This window comes from Bartonella heixiaziensis, from assembly GCF_046245125.2.
In the GTDB taxonomy this organism is placed as follows: domain Bacteria; phylum Pseudomonadota; class Alphaproteobacteria; order Rhizobiales; family Rhizobiaceae; genus Bartonella; species Bartonella heixiaziensis.
Window position 1 is genome coordinate 845,822 of record NZ_CP176404.1, and the last position, 17,619, is coordinate 863,440.

At 37.6% G+C, this 17,619-nt stretch carries 14 protein-coding genes; all 14 read right to left on the reverse strand.

Translation table 11 applies throughout. The features are described from left to right. Window positions 1-201: 201 nt before the first annotated feature. On the reverse strand, window positions 202-3,702 hold the full coding sequence (mfd, locus tag ACKC4Y_RS03720) for a transcription-repair coupling factor (RefSeq protein WP_409362022.1): 3,501 nt from the start codon (window positions 3,700-3,702) through the stop codon (window positions 202-204). An 11-nt stretch (window positions 3,703-3,713) separates the two neighbouring features. Next, a complete protein-coding gene (locus ACKC4Y_RS03725) occupies window positions 3,714-3,998 on the reverse strand; it encodes an FAD assembly factor SdhE (protein WP_409362023.1) in 285 nt (94 codons plus the stop codon). Window positions 3,999-4,072: 74 nt separating this feature from the next. Beyond that, window positions 4,073-4,753: an ABC transporter ATP-binding protein gene (locus ACKC4Y_RS03730; protein ID WP_409362024.1), complete on the reverse strand. Its 681-nt coding sequence runs from the start codon at window positions 4,751-4,753 to the stop codon at window positions 4,073-4,075. Beyond that, a complete protein-coding gene (locus ACKC4Y_RS03735) occupies window positions 4,753-6,021 on the reverse strand; it encodes a lipoprotein-releasing ABC transporter permease subunit (RefSeq protein ID WP_409362025.1) in 1,269 nt (422 codons plus the stop codon). The genes ACKC4Y_RS03730 and ACKC4Y_RS03735 overlap by 1 nt, the downstream gene beginning before the upstream one ends. 11 nt (window positions 6,022-6,032) lie before the next feature. Beyond that, window positions 6,033-7,358, reverse strand: coding sequence for a proline--tRNA ligase (gene proS / locus ACKC4Y_RS03740; protein ID WP_409362026.1), 1,326 nt, complete (start codon window positions 7,356-7,358; stop codon window positions 6,033-6,035). A 206-nt stretch (window positions 7,359-7,564) separates the two neighbouring features. Beyond that, the gene (locus tag ACKC4Y_RS03745; protein WP_409362027.1) at window positions 7,565-9,241 is read right to left on the reverse strand and encodes a ribonuclease J; all 1,677 of its coding nucleotides are present in this window, start codon (window positions 9,239-9,241) and stop codon (window positions 7,565-7,567) included. 53 nt (window positions 9,242-9,294) lie between these two features. Continuing rightward, entirely contained in the window at window positions 9,295-10,104 is an 810-nt protein-coding gene (locus ACKC4Y_RS03750; RefSeq protein WP_409362028.1) for a biotin--[acetyl-CoA-carboxylase] ligase, read from the reverse strand. Further along, a complete protein-coding gene (nuoN, locus tag ACKC4Y_RS03755) occupies window positions 10,104-11,558 on the reverse strand; it encodes an NADH-quinone oxidoreductase subunit NuoN (protein ID WP_409362029.1) in 1,455 nt (484 codons plus the stop codon). Before nuoN ends, ACKC4Y_RS03750 begins: the two co-directional genes overlap by 1 nt. A gap of 18 nt (window positions 11,559-11,576) precedes the next feature. Next, window positions 11,577-13,046, reverse strand: coding sequence for an NADH-quinone oxidoreductase subunit M (locus tag ACKC4Y_RS03760; RefSeq protein ID WP_409362030.1), 1,470 nt, complete (start codon window positions 13,044-13,046; stop codon window positions 11,577-11,579). Beyond that, a complete protein-coding gene (nuoL, locus tag ACKC4Y_RS03765) occupies window positions 13,046-15,010 on the reverse strand; it encodes an NADH-quinone oxidoreductase subunit L (RefSeq protein ID WP_409362031.1) in 1,965 nt (654 codons plus the stop codon). Before nuoL ends, ACKC4Y_RS03760 begins: the two co-directional genes overlap by 1 nt. 6 nt (window positions 15,011-15,016) lie before the next feature. Then, complete coding sequence (gene nuoK / locus ACKC4Y_RS03770) at window positions 15,017-15,325, reverse strand: NADH-quinone oxidoreductase subunit NuoK (RefSeq protein ID WP_074380647.1); 309 nt, start codon at window positions 15,323-15,325, stop codon at window positions 15,017-15,019. A gap of 10 nt (window positions 15,326-15,335) precedes the next feature. After that, entirely contained in the window at window positions 15,336-15,956 is a 621-nt protein-coding gene (locus ACKC4Y_RS03775) for an NADH-quinone oxidoreductase subunit J (RefSeq protein WP_074380646.1), read from the reverse strand. A gap of 99 nt (window positions 15,957-16,055) precedes the next feature. Then, window positions 16,056-16,547: an NADH-quinone oxidoreductase subunit NuoI gene (gene nuoI / locus ACKC4Y_RS03780; RefSeq protein WP_004854316.1), complete on the reverse strand. Its 492-nt coding sequence runs from the start codon at window positions 16,545-16,547 to the stop codon at window positions 16,056-16,058. Between the two features lie 14 nt (window positions 16,548-16,561). Continuing rightward, complete coding sequence (gene nuoH, locus ACKC4Y_RS03785; protein ID WP_409362141.1) at window positions 16,562-17,608, reverse strand: NADH-quinone oxidoreductase subunit NuoH; 1,047 nt, start codon at window positions 17,606-17,608, stop codon at window positions 16,562-16,564. Window positions 17,609-17,619 lie beyond the last annotated feature (11 nt).

A 17,619-nucleotide genomic window follows, 5' to 3' on the forward strand; every position in this document is an offset into this window, starting at 1 on the left:
ATATTTTTAGTACTATAAAATGTAATAAACACATAATATAATTAATATTACTCCATTTGAATTATTTTATTATTTAAATTAAATATTTATTAAAATTAATAATTATCAACAATATATCAGAAAAAATTTACTATAAAATTAAATATTATTATATAGTTAGAAAAGTAGATAAACGATAACTTTGCGTCAATGAAGAAATTCCTAAATGGAATGTCGTTCTGCCATTTCGACAAGCTGTGTCATAATATTCGCTGCTCCAACAAGCCTTTCATCCGCTGTGGACCAATCACGAATAAGAGCGATACTTTGATCTGGTCGAATTTTTGCCATCGAACCTTGTTTTCCAACCCACTGAACAAGAGCAACACTATTTGCAAAATAATTATTGCGAAACTGTATAACAATCCCCTTTGGTCCAGTATCCAATTTTTCTACATGCGCTTTTCGACACAATGTTTTGATATAAAAGACTTTAAGAAGGTGTTGAACTTCAAGCGGTAAAGGACCAAAGCGATCAATTAACTCCGCTGCAAATTCATCAATTTGTTCTAAATCATCAAGTTCTGTTAAACGACGATAAAGCCCCATACGTAATGGCAAGTCAGGCACGAAACTTTCTGGTATCATCACTGTTGTACCAAGTGAAATTTGAGGAGACCATTGCTTATCTTCATTTAGCTCTCCATCTCTTAATTCAGCAACAGCTTCTTCAAGCATTTTTTGATAAAGTTCAAATCCAACTTCTTTGATATGCCCCGATTGTTCTTCACCTAAAAAATTGCCTGAACCGCGGATATCCATGTCATGGCTTGCCAATTGAAAACCGGCCCCCAAGGTGTCAAGAGATTGTAAAACTTTAAGACGGCGATCAGCAGCAGCTGTTAAAATTTTACCAGCAGGAAATGTAAAGAGAGCATAAGCACGTTGTTTTGAACGCCCTACCCTACCACGTAACTGATAAAGGGCAGAAAGGCCAAACATCTCAGCACGATGCACAATTAGGGTATTGGCTGTTGGAATATCAAGACCTGATTCAATAATGGTTGTTGAGACCAGCACATCATATTGTCCATCATAAAATGCATTCATGATATCATCAAGTTGTCCAGCCGGCATTTGTCCGTGAGCTACGACAAATTTAAGTTCAGAAACATGCGTTTTGAGATATTCTTCCACAAAGGCAAGATCAGAAATACGTGGACAAACATAAAAACTTTGTCCGCCACGGTAATATTCTCGAAGCAGGGTTTCTCGTATAACAAGTTCATCAAAAGGTGAAATAAAAGTACGCACTGCCATTCTATCAATGGGGGGCGTTGTTATCAATGAAAGCTCACGTACACCCGATAATGCTAACCCTAAAGTGCGTGGTATAGGTGTTGCGGAAAGTGTAAGAACATGAATATCACTTTTTATTTCTTTTAAACGTTCTTTATGTTTTACGCCAAAATGCTGCTCCTCATCAATAATAAGAAGTCCTAACCGTGAAAAATTGACTGCATCACTTAATAATGCATGGGTTCCAATAACAATATCAATTGTACCATCTGCAATCCCTTTTTTAACTTGTGCAAGTTCTTTAGCTTTCACAAGCCTTGAAGCATGGCCAATCTTAACGGGTAATCCTTGAAACCGCCCAAGAAAAGTCTTGTAATGTTGTCGTGAAAGCAAAGTGGTTGGCACAACAACAGCAACTTGATACCCATTTAATGCTGCAACAAAAGCACTTCGAAGAGCAACTTCTGTTTTTCCAAAGCCAACATCACCACATATTAAGCGATCCATTGGTTTTCCTGATGCTAAATCGTCTAAAACAGCATCAATTGCATCCATTTGATCTTCTGTCTCTTCATAAGGAAAACATGCAACGAACTCATCAAATGCACCAACTGGCGGGATCAAAACAGATGCAGAACGGGTAGCACGTTCTGCAGCGATACGGATCAATTGTCCAGCTATTTGTAATAAATGTTTTTTTAGCCGTGTTTTACGTGCCTGCCAAGCAACTCCACCTAACTTATCTAATGTTACATCTGTTTCCTCCGATCCATAACGTGAAAGGAGCTCGATATTTTCAATAGGTAAAAAGAGCCGATCGCCTCCAGCATACTTAATTTCAAGACAATCGCGTAAAATTCCAGTTGTCATAATGGTCTTAAGACCAACAAATTGTCCGATACCATGGTCAATATGCACAACGATATCGCCAGAATTTAAAGCGGCAATTTCAGAAATAAAATTTTTATTGTGTTTCCGTCGTCTTGGCGTTCTTATTAATCGATCACCAAGGATATCTTGCTCTGCTATAATAACAAAATCTTCCACTTCAAAACCGTGCTCAATCATTATAACAGCAGCGGTTATACGATCACGTGGTGTTGCTTTGACAGTGTGTAATGATTTTACAATCTCTATTTTTTGCAATCCATGCTCATCAAGAACCTGTAACAAACGGTTGAGAGACCCTTCACTCCAACACGCTAAAAGAACTTTCTTGCCAGCAGCACGTAGTGAAGCAATATGATGAACGACACTTGAAAAAACATTTTTTTCTTGCGCATTACGCTCTTCTACAAAATCATATCCCAGCTTAACATTCGCATGAACAACAGTTTTTTTAAAAGTTTGTGGAATATTAAAAGGCGTGAAATCGATACGCTGCCCAGATTGTTGTGCACATTCTAAGACATGTTCTGGTGTTAGATAAAGAAGGCTAGGCTCTACTGGATGATAAGAAGCAGAATTTTCTTTATCATTTTCACGCTCTTTACGAGCACTATAATAATCTTCAATAAGTCGATAGCGCTCAATGAGCGCCTCTTCTGTAAGATGCTCAAAAACAACAGGTAAATTACCACAATGGTCAAAAAAACTATCAAGTTTTTCATAAAAAAACGGCAACCAATGCTCCATACCAGAAAAACGCCGTCCTTGAGAAATTGCTTCATAAAGCATATTATTCTTTTGTAATACACCAAATGTAGCGATATAATTGCTTTTAAATCGGCTGATAAGTTCTGGTGTAAGAACAACCTCACTCATCGAATGTAACAAAAATTCGTTTTTTTTACTTGTTGTTCTTTGTGTTTCTGAATCAAATACGCGGATTGTTTCTAAGGTGTCCCCAAAAAAATCAAGCCGTAAAGGTTCAACATCAATGGGAGAAAAAATATCAACTATTCCGCCTCTCACGGCAAATTCACCAACATCACGAACAACCGTAACACGCTCAAAACCATTGAATTCTAAAAATTGAATTAAATGCCCCATATTTATACGCTGTCCAGCACGTGCATGAATAATTTGAGTCTCAATCATTTCACGAGGAGGCAATTTTTGCATAATTGCATTCGCTGTTGTTAATATAATTGCAGTGCGTGGATTCTTACGTAAATTTGCTATATGCGCTAGCGCTGAGAGGCGACGTGCCGTAACAACAATTCCAGGCGACACGCGATCATAGGGCAAACAATCCCATCCAGGAAATTGAAGTATAGGCACACTGGGGTCAATAAAATTTAATACTTGCTGTAAATGAGCAATTTTTGTTCCATCGCGGACAACATAGATAAGTGGTCTACCTTGTGCAATTTCTGAACTCAATTTCGCAAGCGCAAAGGCTTCAAACCCATCAGTAACGCCATCAAAGACCGTATGAACAGAAATGTTTTTAGGAATGACAATTTTTTTAAATATAGGCATCGGAATCAATTTTAATTTATGCAGACATGATAATTTACAATGTCACGAAAAAGTGGACCATCTATTTCAGATGGTGGTGAAATTTCTCCAGTAATCCACGTTAGTAAATCGCGATCATCAAAAGACATAATATGTTCAAGTTGAGAAACTGTTTTATCACTCATCTCAACAATATGGGCATCCACATAACGCCCTAAAATGAGATCCATTTCACGAATACCTCGATGCCATGCACGAAAAACCAATCGGCGTCGACGTTCGTCCAGTTGATTTTTATCAACGGCACAAACTGTCATAAAAGTCTCCTTGAATTAGATAAAAAGTGATATGAATACAATATTCAATTTGTAGAACATTTTTTCCCTTACTGTTAAGGAAGTTCAATAATCTTTTTTTCCTTAAGTGTAATGCGGCGATGCATTTGTTTAGCCAAACCGTAATTATGTGTCGCAATAAGAGCAGAAAGACCAGATTGACGAACAAGAGCAGATAAAGCTTGAAATACATAAGCTGAAGTTACAGGATCAAGATTCCCCGTAGGCTCATCAGCTAAAAGAACCGAAGGACCATTTGCGACTGCGCGCGCAATAGCAACACGTTGTTGTTCACCACCTGATAATTCTGATGGACGATGGTTAGCGCGATGAGAAACACGCAAATATGTCAACAATTTAAGTGCACGATCTTCTGCTATAGATTTTTTAAATCCTGCTATCATTTGCGGTATCATGATATTTTCTAGAGCTGTAAATTCTGGAAGCAAATGATGAAATTGATAGACAAAACCGATATCATGTCGTCTTATAGCCGTTCGCTCACTATCAGAACGTTTTGCACAAGAAACACCCCGTAACATCACATCACCAGCGGTTGGTTTTTCCAATAATCCAGCGATATGAAGAAGCGTTGATTTTCCAGCACCAGATGGTGCAACGAGTGCTACAAGTTCCCCGCGATTAAGGATAAAATTCGCTTTATCTAAAATAATGAGAGGTTTATTACTCTCAAAAAAATGTCGCTCAATCTCTACAAGTTCTAAAATAGCTGCCATTATTCATACCTCAAAGCTTGCACGGGATCTAACTTAGCAGCACGCCATGCCGGAATGAGGGCGGCAAGGAATGACAAAAATAAAGCCATTACAGCAACTAGAATTGTCTCTCCCCACTCAATGTGTGCAGGCAATTTTGTTAAAAAGTAAAGTTGAGGATTAAAAACATCAACATTAAATAACCAAGAGACAAAATCTTGAATATGATTGATATTCGCAGTCGCTATGACACCAAAAATTAAGCCCAATATTGTTCCAAGAAATCCAATCATCATACCAGTGACAATAAATATACGCAAAATCGCACCTTGTTGTGCGCCCATCGTGCGCAAAATGGCAATATCATGGCTTTTATCTTTTACAAGCATAATCAACCCTGAAATAATATTCAAAGCAGCAACAAGGACAATAAGAGAAAGAATGAAAAACATAACATTGCGTTCAATCTGTAAGGCTGAAAAAAAAGCCTGATTGCGCTCGCGCCAATCAATTAAATAGACCTGTTGACCAACCGCTTTCTCTACAATTGGTTTTATTCGATCAACAGCATCAGGATTATTCAAAAATAACTCTAAAGACTGAACTTTATCCCCCAAATTAAAAAACATTTGTGCTTCATGGAGAGGCATAAAAACGAATATTGAATCATATTCAGACATACCGACTTCAAAAATAGCAGTTACTTTGTAAGCTTTAACACGTGGGGTAATTCCAAAAGGAGTCTCATCACCATCTGGTGTAATGATACGAAGATCACTCCCAACTGTAAGTCCCAATTTTGTTGCCAAACCACTTCCAATTGCAACACCTTCTTCTTGATCAAATTGAGCAAGTGAACCTAACCTAATATTTTGAGAAATCGTTTTCAGCTTTTCCAAATCTTGTTTGCGCATACCACGAACTAAAGCACCAGATCCTCCTTGAAGTTCACCCTGCACAAGTGCTTGACCTTCAATGACAGGTAATGCAAACTTTATACCTTCTACAGACTCTAAAGAAGAAATAAGAGCATTATAATTGGGAAAACCAGAATCAATGGTTTGAACAATAAGGTGCCCGTTCATGCCAAGAATACGATTGAGAAGCTCTGTACGAAAACCATTCATCACGGCCATAACAACAACAAGAGCAAATACTCCTAACATAATCCCAATGAGAGAAATGATTGAAATAACAGATGCAACGACATGTTTTTTATTAGGAATCATATAACGAAAAGCAATCATCCATTCATAAGATGAAAACCATTTACTGCTCAACCACTTCATAATATTGCCTATCAAAACACAGAAAACTGATTGAGTACAGCTTCAACCGTTAGAGATTTTTTAACACCTGTTTTTCGATCTTTCATTTCAACTTCATTTTGCGCAATGCTTTTAGGCCCAACAATTATTTGTGTTGGTAAGCCAATTAAATCCATTGTTGCAAATTTGGTTCCGGGACGTTCATTTCTATCATCTAATAATGGATCAAAACCAGCACGCCTTAATCCTTGATAGAGCATTTCACATGTCTGTGTACATTTTTCATCCTCTGGTTTCATATTAATGATACCAAAATCGAATGGTGCGATAGACTTTGGCCAAATAATACCATTTTCGTCATGAGAAGCCTCAATAGCTGCCGCAACAAGACGTGAAGGCCCGATACCATAAGATCCCATAGAAACAATATGTTCTTTTCCATTTTGTCCCATAACCTTAGCTCCCATTGGAGCAGAATATTTCGTGCCAAAGTGAAAAATATGCCCTACTTCAATGCCCCGCGCTGAGAGGCGCTTATTTTCAGAAATTTTAGCCCACTCTTCTTCATTATGCATTTCTTCTGTTGCTGCATAAAAAGACGTCCACTGTTTAACGATATCAGCTAAAACAGCTTTATCTCTAAAATCAACCGAACTGTCTGGAACAGTAAGTTCAAGAAATTGTCTATCACAAAATATAGCGCTCTCTCCCGTTTCAGCCAAAATAATAAATTCATGACTGAGTTCACCCCCAATTGGGCCCGTATCAGCACGCATGGGAATTGCTCTTAAGCCAAGACAAGAAAAAGTACGTAAATAAGCAACAAACATTCGATTATAAGATGTTTTAGAACCCTCATAATCAAGATCAAAAGAGTAAGCATCTTTCATTAAAAACTCTCGTGAGCGCATCACACCAAAACGTGGACGGATTTCATCACGAAACTTCCATTGAATATGGTACAAGTTGAGTGGTAGATCCTTATAAGAACGAATATAGGAACGGAAAATATCTGTTACCATCTCTTCGTTTGTCGGACCATAAAGCAAATCACGTTTTTGACGATCTTTAATGCGGAGCATTTCTAAACCATAATCATCATAACGACCACTTTCACGCCAAAGATCGGCAGATTGGAGTGTAGGCATCAATATTTCTATAGCACCTGCACGTTCTTGCTCCTCACGAATAATTTTACAAACTTTATCAAGCACTTTTTTTCCCAAGGGAAGCCAAGAATAAATTCCTGATGTTTGTTGGCGAATCATACCGGCACGCAACATGAGCCGATGCGAAACAATCTCTGCCTCCTTAGGATTCTCTTTTAAAAGTGGAAGGAAATATTGAGTAAGACGCATTAAATAACTAACTCCTAACTAAGCCAATCGTTTCAAAACACTTTAAGTATACATACGTTTATCTATAACTACATTCTCAATGCTTGCAAACATAACGGTTGCCTTGTGGAAAAATTTATGTGCTCTCTTTTCTTATTTTTAGCTATAAAATGATCTGATAATTCTCTTTCTTTCATTAAAACAAAATAACGTAATATGAGAATGCTTTATTTCGAGCGGTGTAAAAAGACTGTGCAGATAGGCTTTTTTCGCCAAACTTCATTAACGGCCGCTCTCACTGCGCGCCGTATTGCTTCTCGCATAAGTTCATTATTTTTTCTTTTAACGCGCGGAATGTTGTAAAATGTATTTTCCACAACATCTAAAAGAATATCTTTCAAACGTTCGCCTTTTCCATTAGTTTCAGGTAAACCAGATGTGGCCAAACCAATATCCCCCTCTAGATCGTGTTTGCTATTTATTTGGAAAGAAACAGCAACATAGCCAGCATAACTTAATTTGCGACGCTCACGAATCCCTAATGCATCTTCATCACCAATAAGACAACCATCCTTATAGATCCGACCAACGGGGACTTGATCAATAATGTCTACAGGCTCTGGTACAAAACGCAGCATACTACCATTTCTAATATCAGCAATAATCTTAATACCTGCTTCACGTGCTAAAGCTGCTTGAGCAGCAAGATGCATCGCCTCACCATGTACAGGGACAAGTATCTGTGGCTTTACCCAATCATACATCTGTAAAAGTTCTAAACGACGAGGATGTCCTGAAACGTGAACAAGAGCATCTTCATTTGTAATCGTTTTAATTCCCAAGTCTATGAAACGATTTTGTATCTCAAGAATAGATTTTTCATTTCCTGGAATACTCCGTGAAGAATAAATAACGGTATCACCAGCAGAAAGTGCAATATTTCTCATTTCATTTCGCGACAGTTTTGCTAAGGCAGCACGTGGCTCACCTTGACTGCCGGTTACAATTAAAACGATATCTTTTCGCGGGATGGAACCATAATCTTCTTCCGAAACAAATGGCGCTAAACCGTCCATATAACCAAGCTCTTGCGCAACCATAATACTTCGCTTAAGAGAACGCCCAATGATAAGAACTCGGCGCCCAACAGATTCAGCTGCAAGAGCAATTGAACGTATTCGACCAACATTAGATGCAAAAGTAGCAAATGCAACACGCCCTTCAGCTTTTGAAAGAATTTCAGAGAGACTTGTCCGAACTTGTTGCTCTGATGGTGATATACCATCTCGACACGCATTCGTGGAATCACAAAGCAATGCTAAAACACCTTTTTTGCCTAAAGCGCGAAACCGTTTTTCATCTGTTACAGCCCCAAGCGAAGGTGTATGATCAATTTTCCAATCACCAGTATGAATCACAGTACCTAAAGATGTTGTAATTGCCAAAGAGACAGATTCTGGAATTGAATGACTAACAGCAATAGCCTCGATTGCAAAGGAACCAACCTGAAAACAATCACCAGCTTGAAAAATATTGAATGAAATTTTATGAGATCCAAAATCTGATTGCCTTTTACTCTCCAATAATCCTGCTGTAAAAGGAGTACAGTAAAGTGGAACTTTAAGCTTTGGTAATAAATCAAGGACAGCACCATAATGATCTTCATGAGCATGGGTCAAAACAAGACCACAGATATTGTGTTTTTCACTTTCTAGAAAACGAATATCAGGCAAAATAAGATCTGCTCCCGGTAATTCAGGTCCAGCAAAACTAACGCCCATATCAACAAGCAGCCATTCACGAAGATTTTGGGGACCAAATCCATAAGCAGCGAGATTCATTCCTATTTCACCTACTCCTCCTAAAGGTAAAAAAACAAATTCATTCTCGTTGGCCGCAATCATAAACATCTCCTAAACCATTAAGATAATCTGATGGTGAAATAAAACTATATCAATTAATAACGACCTGCATGAGCAGAAGCAGCCGAACCAAAATGGACATCTCCAGCTGTTATAATTGCTTGCTGACCATTTTTTTGTTTTATGATGCAGTTAAAATCATTATCAAGACCATCAAAAATACCCTCGATGATTTTTTCATCATTGATTATTTTGACATACTGCCCAAGATGAGCAGAATATAAAAGCCATTTTTCGCGGATTATATCGCATCCTCCTGATTGTTTCCAAAGGAGATAATTTTTAGAAAAAGACTCCGTTAAAACCGTAAATATCTGTTCTGCTTCAACATGCAAATTAATATTTTTTAGGCTTGAAGTAGGATATGGTGCATCCTCATAATTATATTTTACATTTATTCCAATACCAATAACCAGAGCATACTGTTGTGATGGCAACTTAAAAATTTCAAGTAAAACTCCTGAGCTTTTAGCTCCTTGTAACAAAATATCATTTGGCCATTTTAAGCTAACGATACTGTTTGTTTGCGTTTTATCTTTTATAAATTGTTTTATTGCTTCTACCACGCTTATTCCAGCAACGAAACCAAGCTGAGCAGCAGTTTGATGAACAATATCATCAGTTAATAAAAGGCTAGAATAAAGATTTCCTTTCGGACTAGACCATGTCCTCCCTCTTCTTGCTCTTCCCTGTGACTGTTCTTGTGCAACAATCCAAAGATAACCTTTATGACCAGCTTGCGCTTTTCGTTGTGCAACGAGATTTGTTGAATCAACAGTTCCGTACGATTCAACAGTGTATCCTTGTTTTTGTGCAAAATTTGATAAGATATAAACCATATTCATTAAAACAATGCAGTTGCTGCTTTTTCTGCCAACTCAGCAAACCAAATTCCAAAAAGCGTATAAAATAAAATGAATAATGCAGAAAGACCGAGACAAAATCGAAGTTCACTCGACAAAGCAATAAAATATGCTTTTGCTTCATCGAACCACATAATTTTAATGACTCGCAAATAGTAAAAAGCCCCAACAACAGACGCTATCATACCAACGACAGCAAGTGGAGTAAGTCCAGCATGAACAGCCGCAGAAAATGTATACCACTTTCCAAAAAAACCAGCCATAGGAGGTATGCTTGCTAAAGAAAAAAGCTGTATTGTCATCACAACAGCCATAAACGGATTTGTCTTTACCAATCCTGAAAGATCATAAATATTTTCAACATTTCCACCATCAGACCGCATCCCAAGAATAAATGCAAATGAACCAATCGTCATTCCAAGATAAATAGTCATATAAAGAATAACGCTTTTTACCCCAAGTACATCTCCAGCGGCTAAACCAACAAGCGCATATCCCATATGACTGATCGATGAATACGCCATTAAACGCTTAATATTACTTTGACCAATTGCAGCAAATGCACCCAGTATCATTGATGCAATCGCCATGAACACCAAAATCTGCTGCCATGCAGGCATAGAACCATCGGTACTCTCTAGTGGAATGAAGGTCATAACAATAATACGAACGATTAATGCCATTGCCGCAACTTTAGGAGCGCCAGCAAAAAATGCTGTAATTGGTGTTGGTGCTCCTTCGTAAACATCAGGCGTCCACATATGAAACGGAACCGCTGAAATTTTAAAAGCCAAACCAGCTAAAATAAAGACAATTCCAAAGATAACTCCCAATTGTAAATTTTCACCTTTTAAAGCAACAGCAATTTCGTGAAAACCAATTTGACCCGTAAAACCATAAAGCAATGAAATACCATAAAGCAAGAGTCCTGAAGATAATGCTCCTAAAACAAAATATTTTATACCAGCTTCAGAAGATTTTACATTGTCACGATTAATCGCCGCTAAAACATATAAAGCTAAAGATTGTAGTTCCAACCCCATATAAAGCGATAGCATATTACCAGCTGAGATCATGAGCATCATGCCAAGAGTTGCTAAAAGAACGAGTACCGGAAATTCAAATACATCAAACTTATGATTACAGGAAAAATTAACAGACATAATAAGAGCAAAGAGCGCACCAATAAGCGTTAAAATTTTCATATAACGGCCGAAAGAATCGATAATAAGCGCATTATTTTGAAATAAGCCACTTTTCGGAAAAACAACAATAATAATAATAGTTGCGACAAAAAGGGCAATGGCTAAGCCAGTCACAGTTAAAGAAGAACGTACATTGGAATATACACCAATCAAAAGCAAAACGATCGCCCCCAATGCTATTAAAAGCTCTGGAAAAATTAACACTAATTGCGCTATTATTTCAGTTTGCATGAGCATTCTTCTCTTAATCTAGTGTAGTTTATTAACAAGGGCTTCTACAGAAAATGCCGTTGCTTTAAGAATAGGGGTTGGATAGATACCAAAAAATATTGTAAGAACAACCATCGGATAAAGAATAAATTTCTCTCGTGAAGAGAGATCAAGAAGGACTTTTAAGTTCTCTTTATCCAAAGAACCAAACACCACACGCCGGTAAAGATAAAGTGCATAAGCAGCTGATAAAATAACACCAGTTGTAGCCAAAACAACAACCAATTTATTCACTTGAAAAACGCCTATTAAGGTTAAAAATTCACCCAAAAATCCTGAACTACCTGGTAAACCAACATTTGCCATCGTGAAGATTAAGAAAACAACGGCATATTTTGGCATGTTATTCACTAAACCGCCAAAAGCTGAAATTTCACGCGTATGCAAACGATCGTAGATAACTCCAACGCAAAGGAATAAAGCTGCTGAAACAATTCCATGCGAGAGCATTTGATAAATAGCACCTTGGATAGCCTGTTCATTCGCAGCAAAAATGCCCATGGTCACATATCCCATATGCGCTATTGATGAATAAGCAATAAGTTTTTTTATGTCATTTTGAACAAGAGCAACCAGTGATGTATAAATAATCGCAATAAGTGATAACGTGAAAACCAAAGGAGCAAAATTCAATGAAGCAATAGGAAACATTGGTAAAGAAAAACGAAGAAAACCATAACCGCCTAATTTGAGTAAGACACCGGCTAAAATAACAGAACCAGCCGTCGGAGCTTCCACGTGCGCATCAGGTAACCATGTATGGACTGGCCACATCGGCATTTTAACTGCAAAAGAAGCAAAAAATGCAAGCCATAACCACATTTGCATATGTGCTGGAAATTGGTGCGTTAATAAAGTTGGTATATCGAGTGTCCCAGCTTCCCAATACATAGCCATAATGGCAACCAGCATAAGCACTGATCCAAGTAAAGTATAAAGAAAAAACTTCATACTCGCATAAACACGACGTGCACCACCCCAAACACCTATAATAATAAACATTGGAATAAGGCTGCCTTCAAAAAAGACATAAAATAAAATTGCATCAAGAGCACAAAAGACTCCAATAATCGCAACTTCAAGAAGAAGAAAAGCAATCATATAAGCCTTTAATCTATCTTTAATATTCTCCCAACTTGCTAAAATACAGAAAGGCAAAAGAAAAGCTGAAAGAACAACAAAAAGAATAGAAATACCATCAATTCCCATATGGTAGCTAATGCCCCCTCCTAACCAATTGAATTTCTCAACCATTTGAAAATGAGCGTTTGTATGATCAAAACCAGCCCAAATAATTAAAGAAATAATGAAAACAAAAACACTCGTAAAAAATGCTACATTGCGTATATTATGTCGTGCTGCTTCGCTATCATCTTTGATAAACAAAATTAATATCACACCAACAAGCGGCAAAAAGGTAACCGTAGAAAGAATAGGCCAATCAGTCATCAGTTTACGCCCCCGATCATCATCCATGTGATCAGCGATGCAATACCAATAAGCATTGCAAATGCATAATGATAAAGATATCCTGTTTGCATCCGAACAACTCTATTTGTAATATCAACAACACGCGCTGCGATACCATTCGGACCTAAACCATCAATAATCTTGCCGTCTCCTACCTTCCAAAGAAAGGAACCAATTCTTAAAGAAGAACGAACAAACAAAAAGTGATATAATTGATCAAAATACCATTTTTGGTAAAGAAATTGATACAATCTAGGCATAAATCTAGCCAATTTCTTTGGAAGAGAAGGAATAGAAATATAGAATAAATAGGCTAACATAAATCCAAGAACCATTGCTATAAAGGGCGACCATTTTACCCAATTGAATACATTGTGGGCATCATGAAGGATATGATTATGGCTGTTTGTAAATAACGCCCCCTTCCAAAAAGCATCATATAAATCACCAAAAAAGTAAGGTTGGAAAACGACACCAGAAAATATTGCTCCAATAGATAAAATAAAGAGAGGAAGCAACATAACTAAAGGCGACTCATGAACATGATGCATCACATCAACAGTCGCGCGTGGTTTACCATGAAATGTCATAAATATAAGCCGCCACGAATAAAAACTGGTTAATAAAGCTGAAAAAACAAGAAGCCAGAAAGCATATCCTGAAGCAATATTATGAGATGCAAAAGCAGACTCTATAATTGCATCCTTGGAGAAAAAACCAGCAGTCCCGAAAAATGTCCCTGGAATTCCAACACCAGTCAAAGCAATAGTCCCTATGACCATCATCCAATAAGTTGCTGGTATATGTTTACGCAGCCCACCCATTTTTCGCATATCTTGTTCATCAGATACAGCATGAATCACAGAACCTGCACCAAGAAATAATAAAGCCTTAAAAAAAGCGTGCGTAAAAAGATGAAAAACAGCTGCTCCATAAGCTCCAACACCTAATGCAACAAACATATAACCAAGTTGCGAACATGTAGAATAAGCAATGACACGCTTAATGTCATTTTGCACCAACCCGACAGTTGCTGCAAAAAATGCAGTTGTTGAACCAACAATAATAATTACTGTCAAAGCAATGGAAGAAAGTTCAAAAATTGGTGACATTCGCGCAACCATAAAGACACCGGCCGTTACCATTGTTGCTGCATGAATAAGTGCTGACACAGGCGTTGGTCCCTCCATTGCATCAGGAAGCCATGTATGTAAAAGAAACTGGGCTGATTTTCCCATAGCACCAATAAATAACAGACAGCATGTAACAGTAATTGCTGTCTGACCATCAAGCTGCAAACCTAAAAATGTTACATTTTGCATGAAGCTCTTGTCGGCAGCTTTTGCAAAAATAGAGGCAAAATCAACGGATTGGAATAAAACAAAAATACTAAAAATTCCTAAAAGAAAACCAAAGTCTCCAACACGATTAACCACAAAAGCTTTCATTGCAGCCTTATTGGCTGAATCGCGCTGAAACCAAAAACCAATGAGCAAATAAGAAGCAAGCCCCACACCTTCCCATCCAAAAAACATCTGAATCAAATTATTGGATGTCACCAACATAAGCATCATAAATGTAAATAAAGAAAGATAAGAAAAAAAACGCGACCTTGAAGGATCATGGTGCATATAACCAATTGAATAAATATGCACTAATGCTGAAACACTGTTTACAACAATAAGCATGACAGCTGTTAAAGTATCAATATGCAAAGCCCAATCAAAAGTTAATCCATCGACGGTAAGCCAATGTAATACCAAGACATCAACCATTGGAGCATGACCAAGTGCAATACCCCAAAAGGCTATCCAAGACAATACAGCGACAATGACCATAAAGCTACAAGTTACCAATTCACTCGCTCGATCTCCTATAGTTTTTCCACCTAGAGCAGCAATTAAAAAGCCTAAGAGTGGAAGAAAGACGATCGTATAATACATCACTGGTCAGCCTTTCATTACATTAACATCTTCAACCGCAATAGAACCACGATTACGGAAAAAAACCACAAGAATTGCTAAACCAATTGCGGCTTCAGCAGCTGCTACGGTTAAAATAAATAAAGCGAATATCTGACCAACAAGATCATGAAGAAACGCCGAAAATGCAACAAAATTGAGATTCACTGAAAGCAATATAAGCTCAATGGACATCAAGATAATAATCACATTTTTTCTATTAAGAAAAATTCCAGCAATACCAATTGTAAACATTAAAGCAGAAACAATCAGATAATGAGTGATATCAATTTGCATAGCCCCCCCCTTAAACGCCCTTACCTGATTCAACTTGTTTGATTTCAATTGCATTTTCTACTGTTCTAGAAACTTGCACTGCTATAGATTGTCGCTTTACACCCGATTTATGACGAAGTGTCAAAACAATAGCACCAATCATTGCAACCAATAAAATTATTCCAGCAATTTGAAAGTAAAAAACATAATCCGTGTAGAGGATATCGCCTAATGCTTGTGTATTTGTTCGCTGCGCTAGATCTGGCATTGGTTGCGTAATATGTGTCCTAAGAACTGGAGAAAAATGGCTAGCAACAAAAACAATAATTAATTCTACGGCAACAATACCCCCAATAAAAACTCCAATAGGAGCATACCGAAGTGCACCACTTTTTAACTCAGCAAAATCAACATCCAACATCATAACCACAAATAAAAACAAAACAGCGACAGCCCCAACATAAACAACAAGCAGAATAAGCCCTAAAAATTCTGCTCCTGCAAGCAAAAACAAAGCAGAAGCATTAAAAAATGCTAATATTAAAAATAAGACTGAATGCACAGGATTGCGTGCTGTAATAACAACAACAGCACTTGCAAGCATAATAAAAGCAAACAAATAGAAAAATGCCGCCGCTAGATCCGTTAGCATAGGCTTCTCCTCAACTAATCAAACAATTGGTATAACACTTCATACCAGATTACAATTTATCGGAAAAATTATCCGACACCTCATTATTCAACGATACACTTAACGATAAGGTGCATCCATTAATATATTACGGGCGATTTCTCGCTCCCAGCGATCTCCATTCAATAAAAGTTTTTCTTTATCATAATAAAGTTCTTCACGTGTTTCCGTCGCAAACTCAAAATTTGGACCTTCGACAATAGCCTCAACCGGACACGCTTCTTGACAAAAACCACAGTAAATACATTTAACCATGTCTATATCATAACGAACGGTTCTACGCGTACCATCATTACGCCGCGGTCCCGCTTCAATTGTAATAGCTTGAGCAGGACAAATCGCTTCACACAATTTACATGCAATACACCGTTCTTCACCATTTGGGTAGCGACGTAATGCATGTTCACCGCGAAAACGCTGAGAAACAACCCCCTTCTCATAAGGATAATTAATTGTAGGCTTTGGTGAAAAAAACTGACGCATTGCCAAGAAAAAAGCACTCACAAATTCCAATAAAAGGAGTGATTTTGCTGCTTGAATAAGACCTGACATATGAAGAGCTCCTCTTAAGCAAAACCAGTATATTTTAAAAAAGCAGCAGTTATCACAACCATCGCTAGTGAGAGAGGAAGAAAAACCTTCCAACCAAGCCGCATGAGCTGATCATAACGATAACGCGGAACAAATGCTTTGACCATAGCAAACCAAAAAAATACAAAACAAACCTTTAGAACAAACCAAATAATACCAGGAACCCAATTAAGCCACCAAACATCCAAGGGAGGTAACCAACCGCCTAAAAATAAAATGGTTGTTAATGCGCACATTAAAACAATAGCAACATACTCACCAAGAAAAAAAAGCATGTAAGGTGTTGAAGAATACTCAACCATATGACCAGCTACAAGTTCAGATTCAGCTTCGACCAAATCAAAAGGAGGACGATTTGTTTCTGCAAGTGCAGAAATAAAAAATATAATAAACATTGGAAAAAGAACGAGCCAATTCCAATCAAGAAAACTGTTAAAAGGAAGACCAAGACTCGTACCAATTCCAGAACTTTGTTTATGAACAATTGTTGTAAGATCCAATGAACCACTTACTAAAATGACGGTTACAAGCACAAACCCAATTGAAACCTCATAAGAAACCATCTGTGCAGCGGAACGAAGAGCCCCTAAGAAAGGATATTTAGAGTTTGACGCCCACCCCCCCATAATGACACCGTAAACTTCAAGAGATGAAATAGCCAAGATATAAAGCAAACCAACATTAATTTTCGCAACTTCCCAGCCTTCATTAACTGGAATAACAGCCCACGTTGATAAAGCGAGTGTAGCGGACACAAAAGGCGCCAATAGAAAAACACCCTTATTAGCACCAGCAGGAATAATAGGCTCTTTAACAACAAATTTGATTAAATCAGCAAAAGACTGTAACAAACCCCATGGACCAACAACGTTTGGTCCACGACGCAATTGTACAGCAGCCCAAATCTTTCTATCTGCGTAAAGAAGGTAAGCAACTAAAACAAGAAGAACAACTAAAAGGAGAAGTGTTTTTCCAACTATAATGAGTAATGGTAAGAGCCAAGTCATAAAGAAATCATACATCATTATCTTTT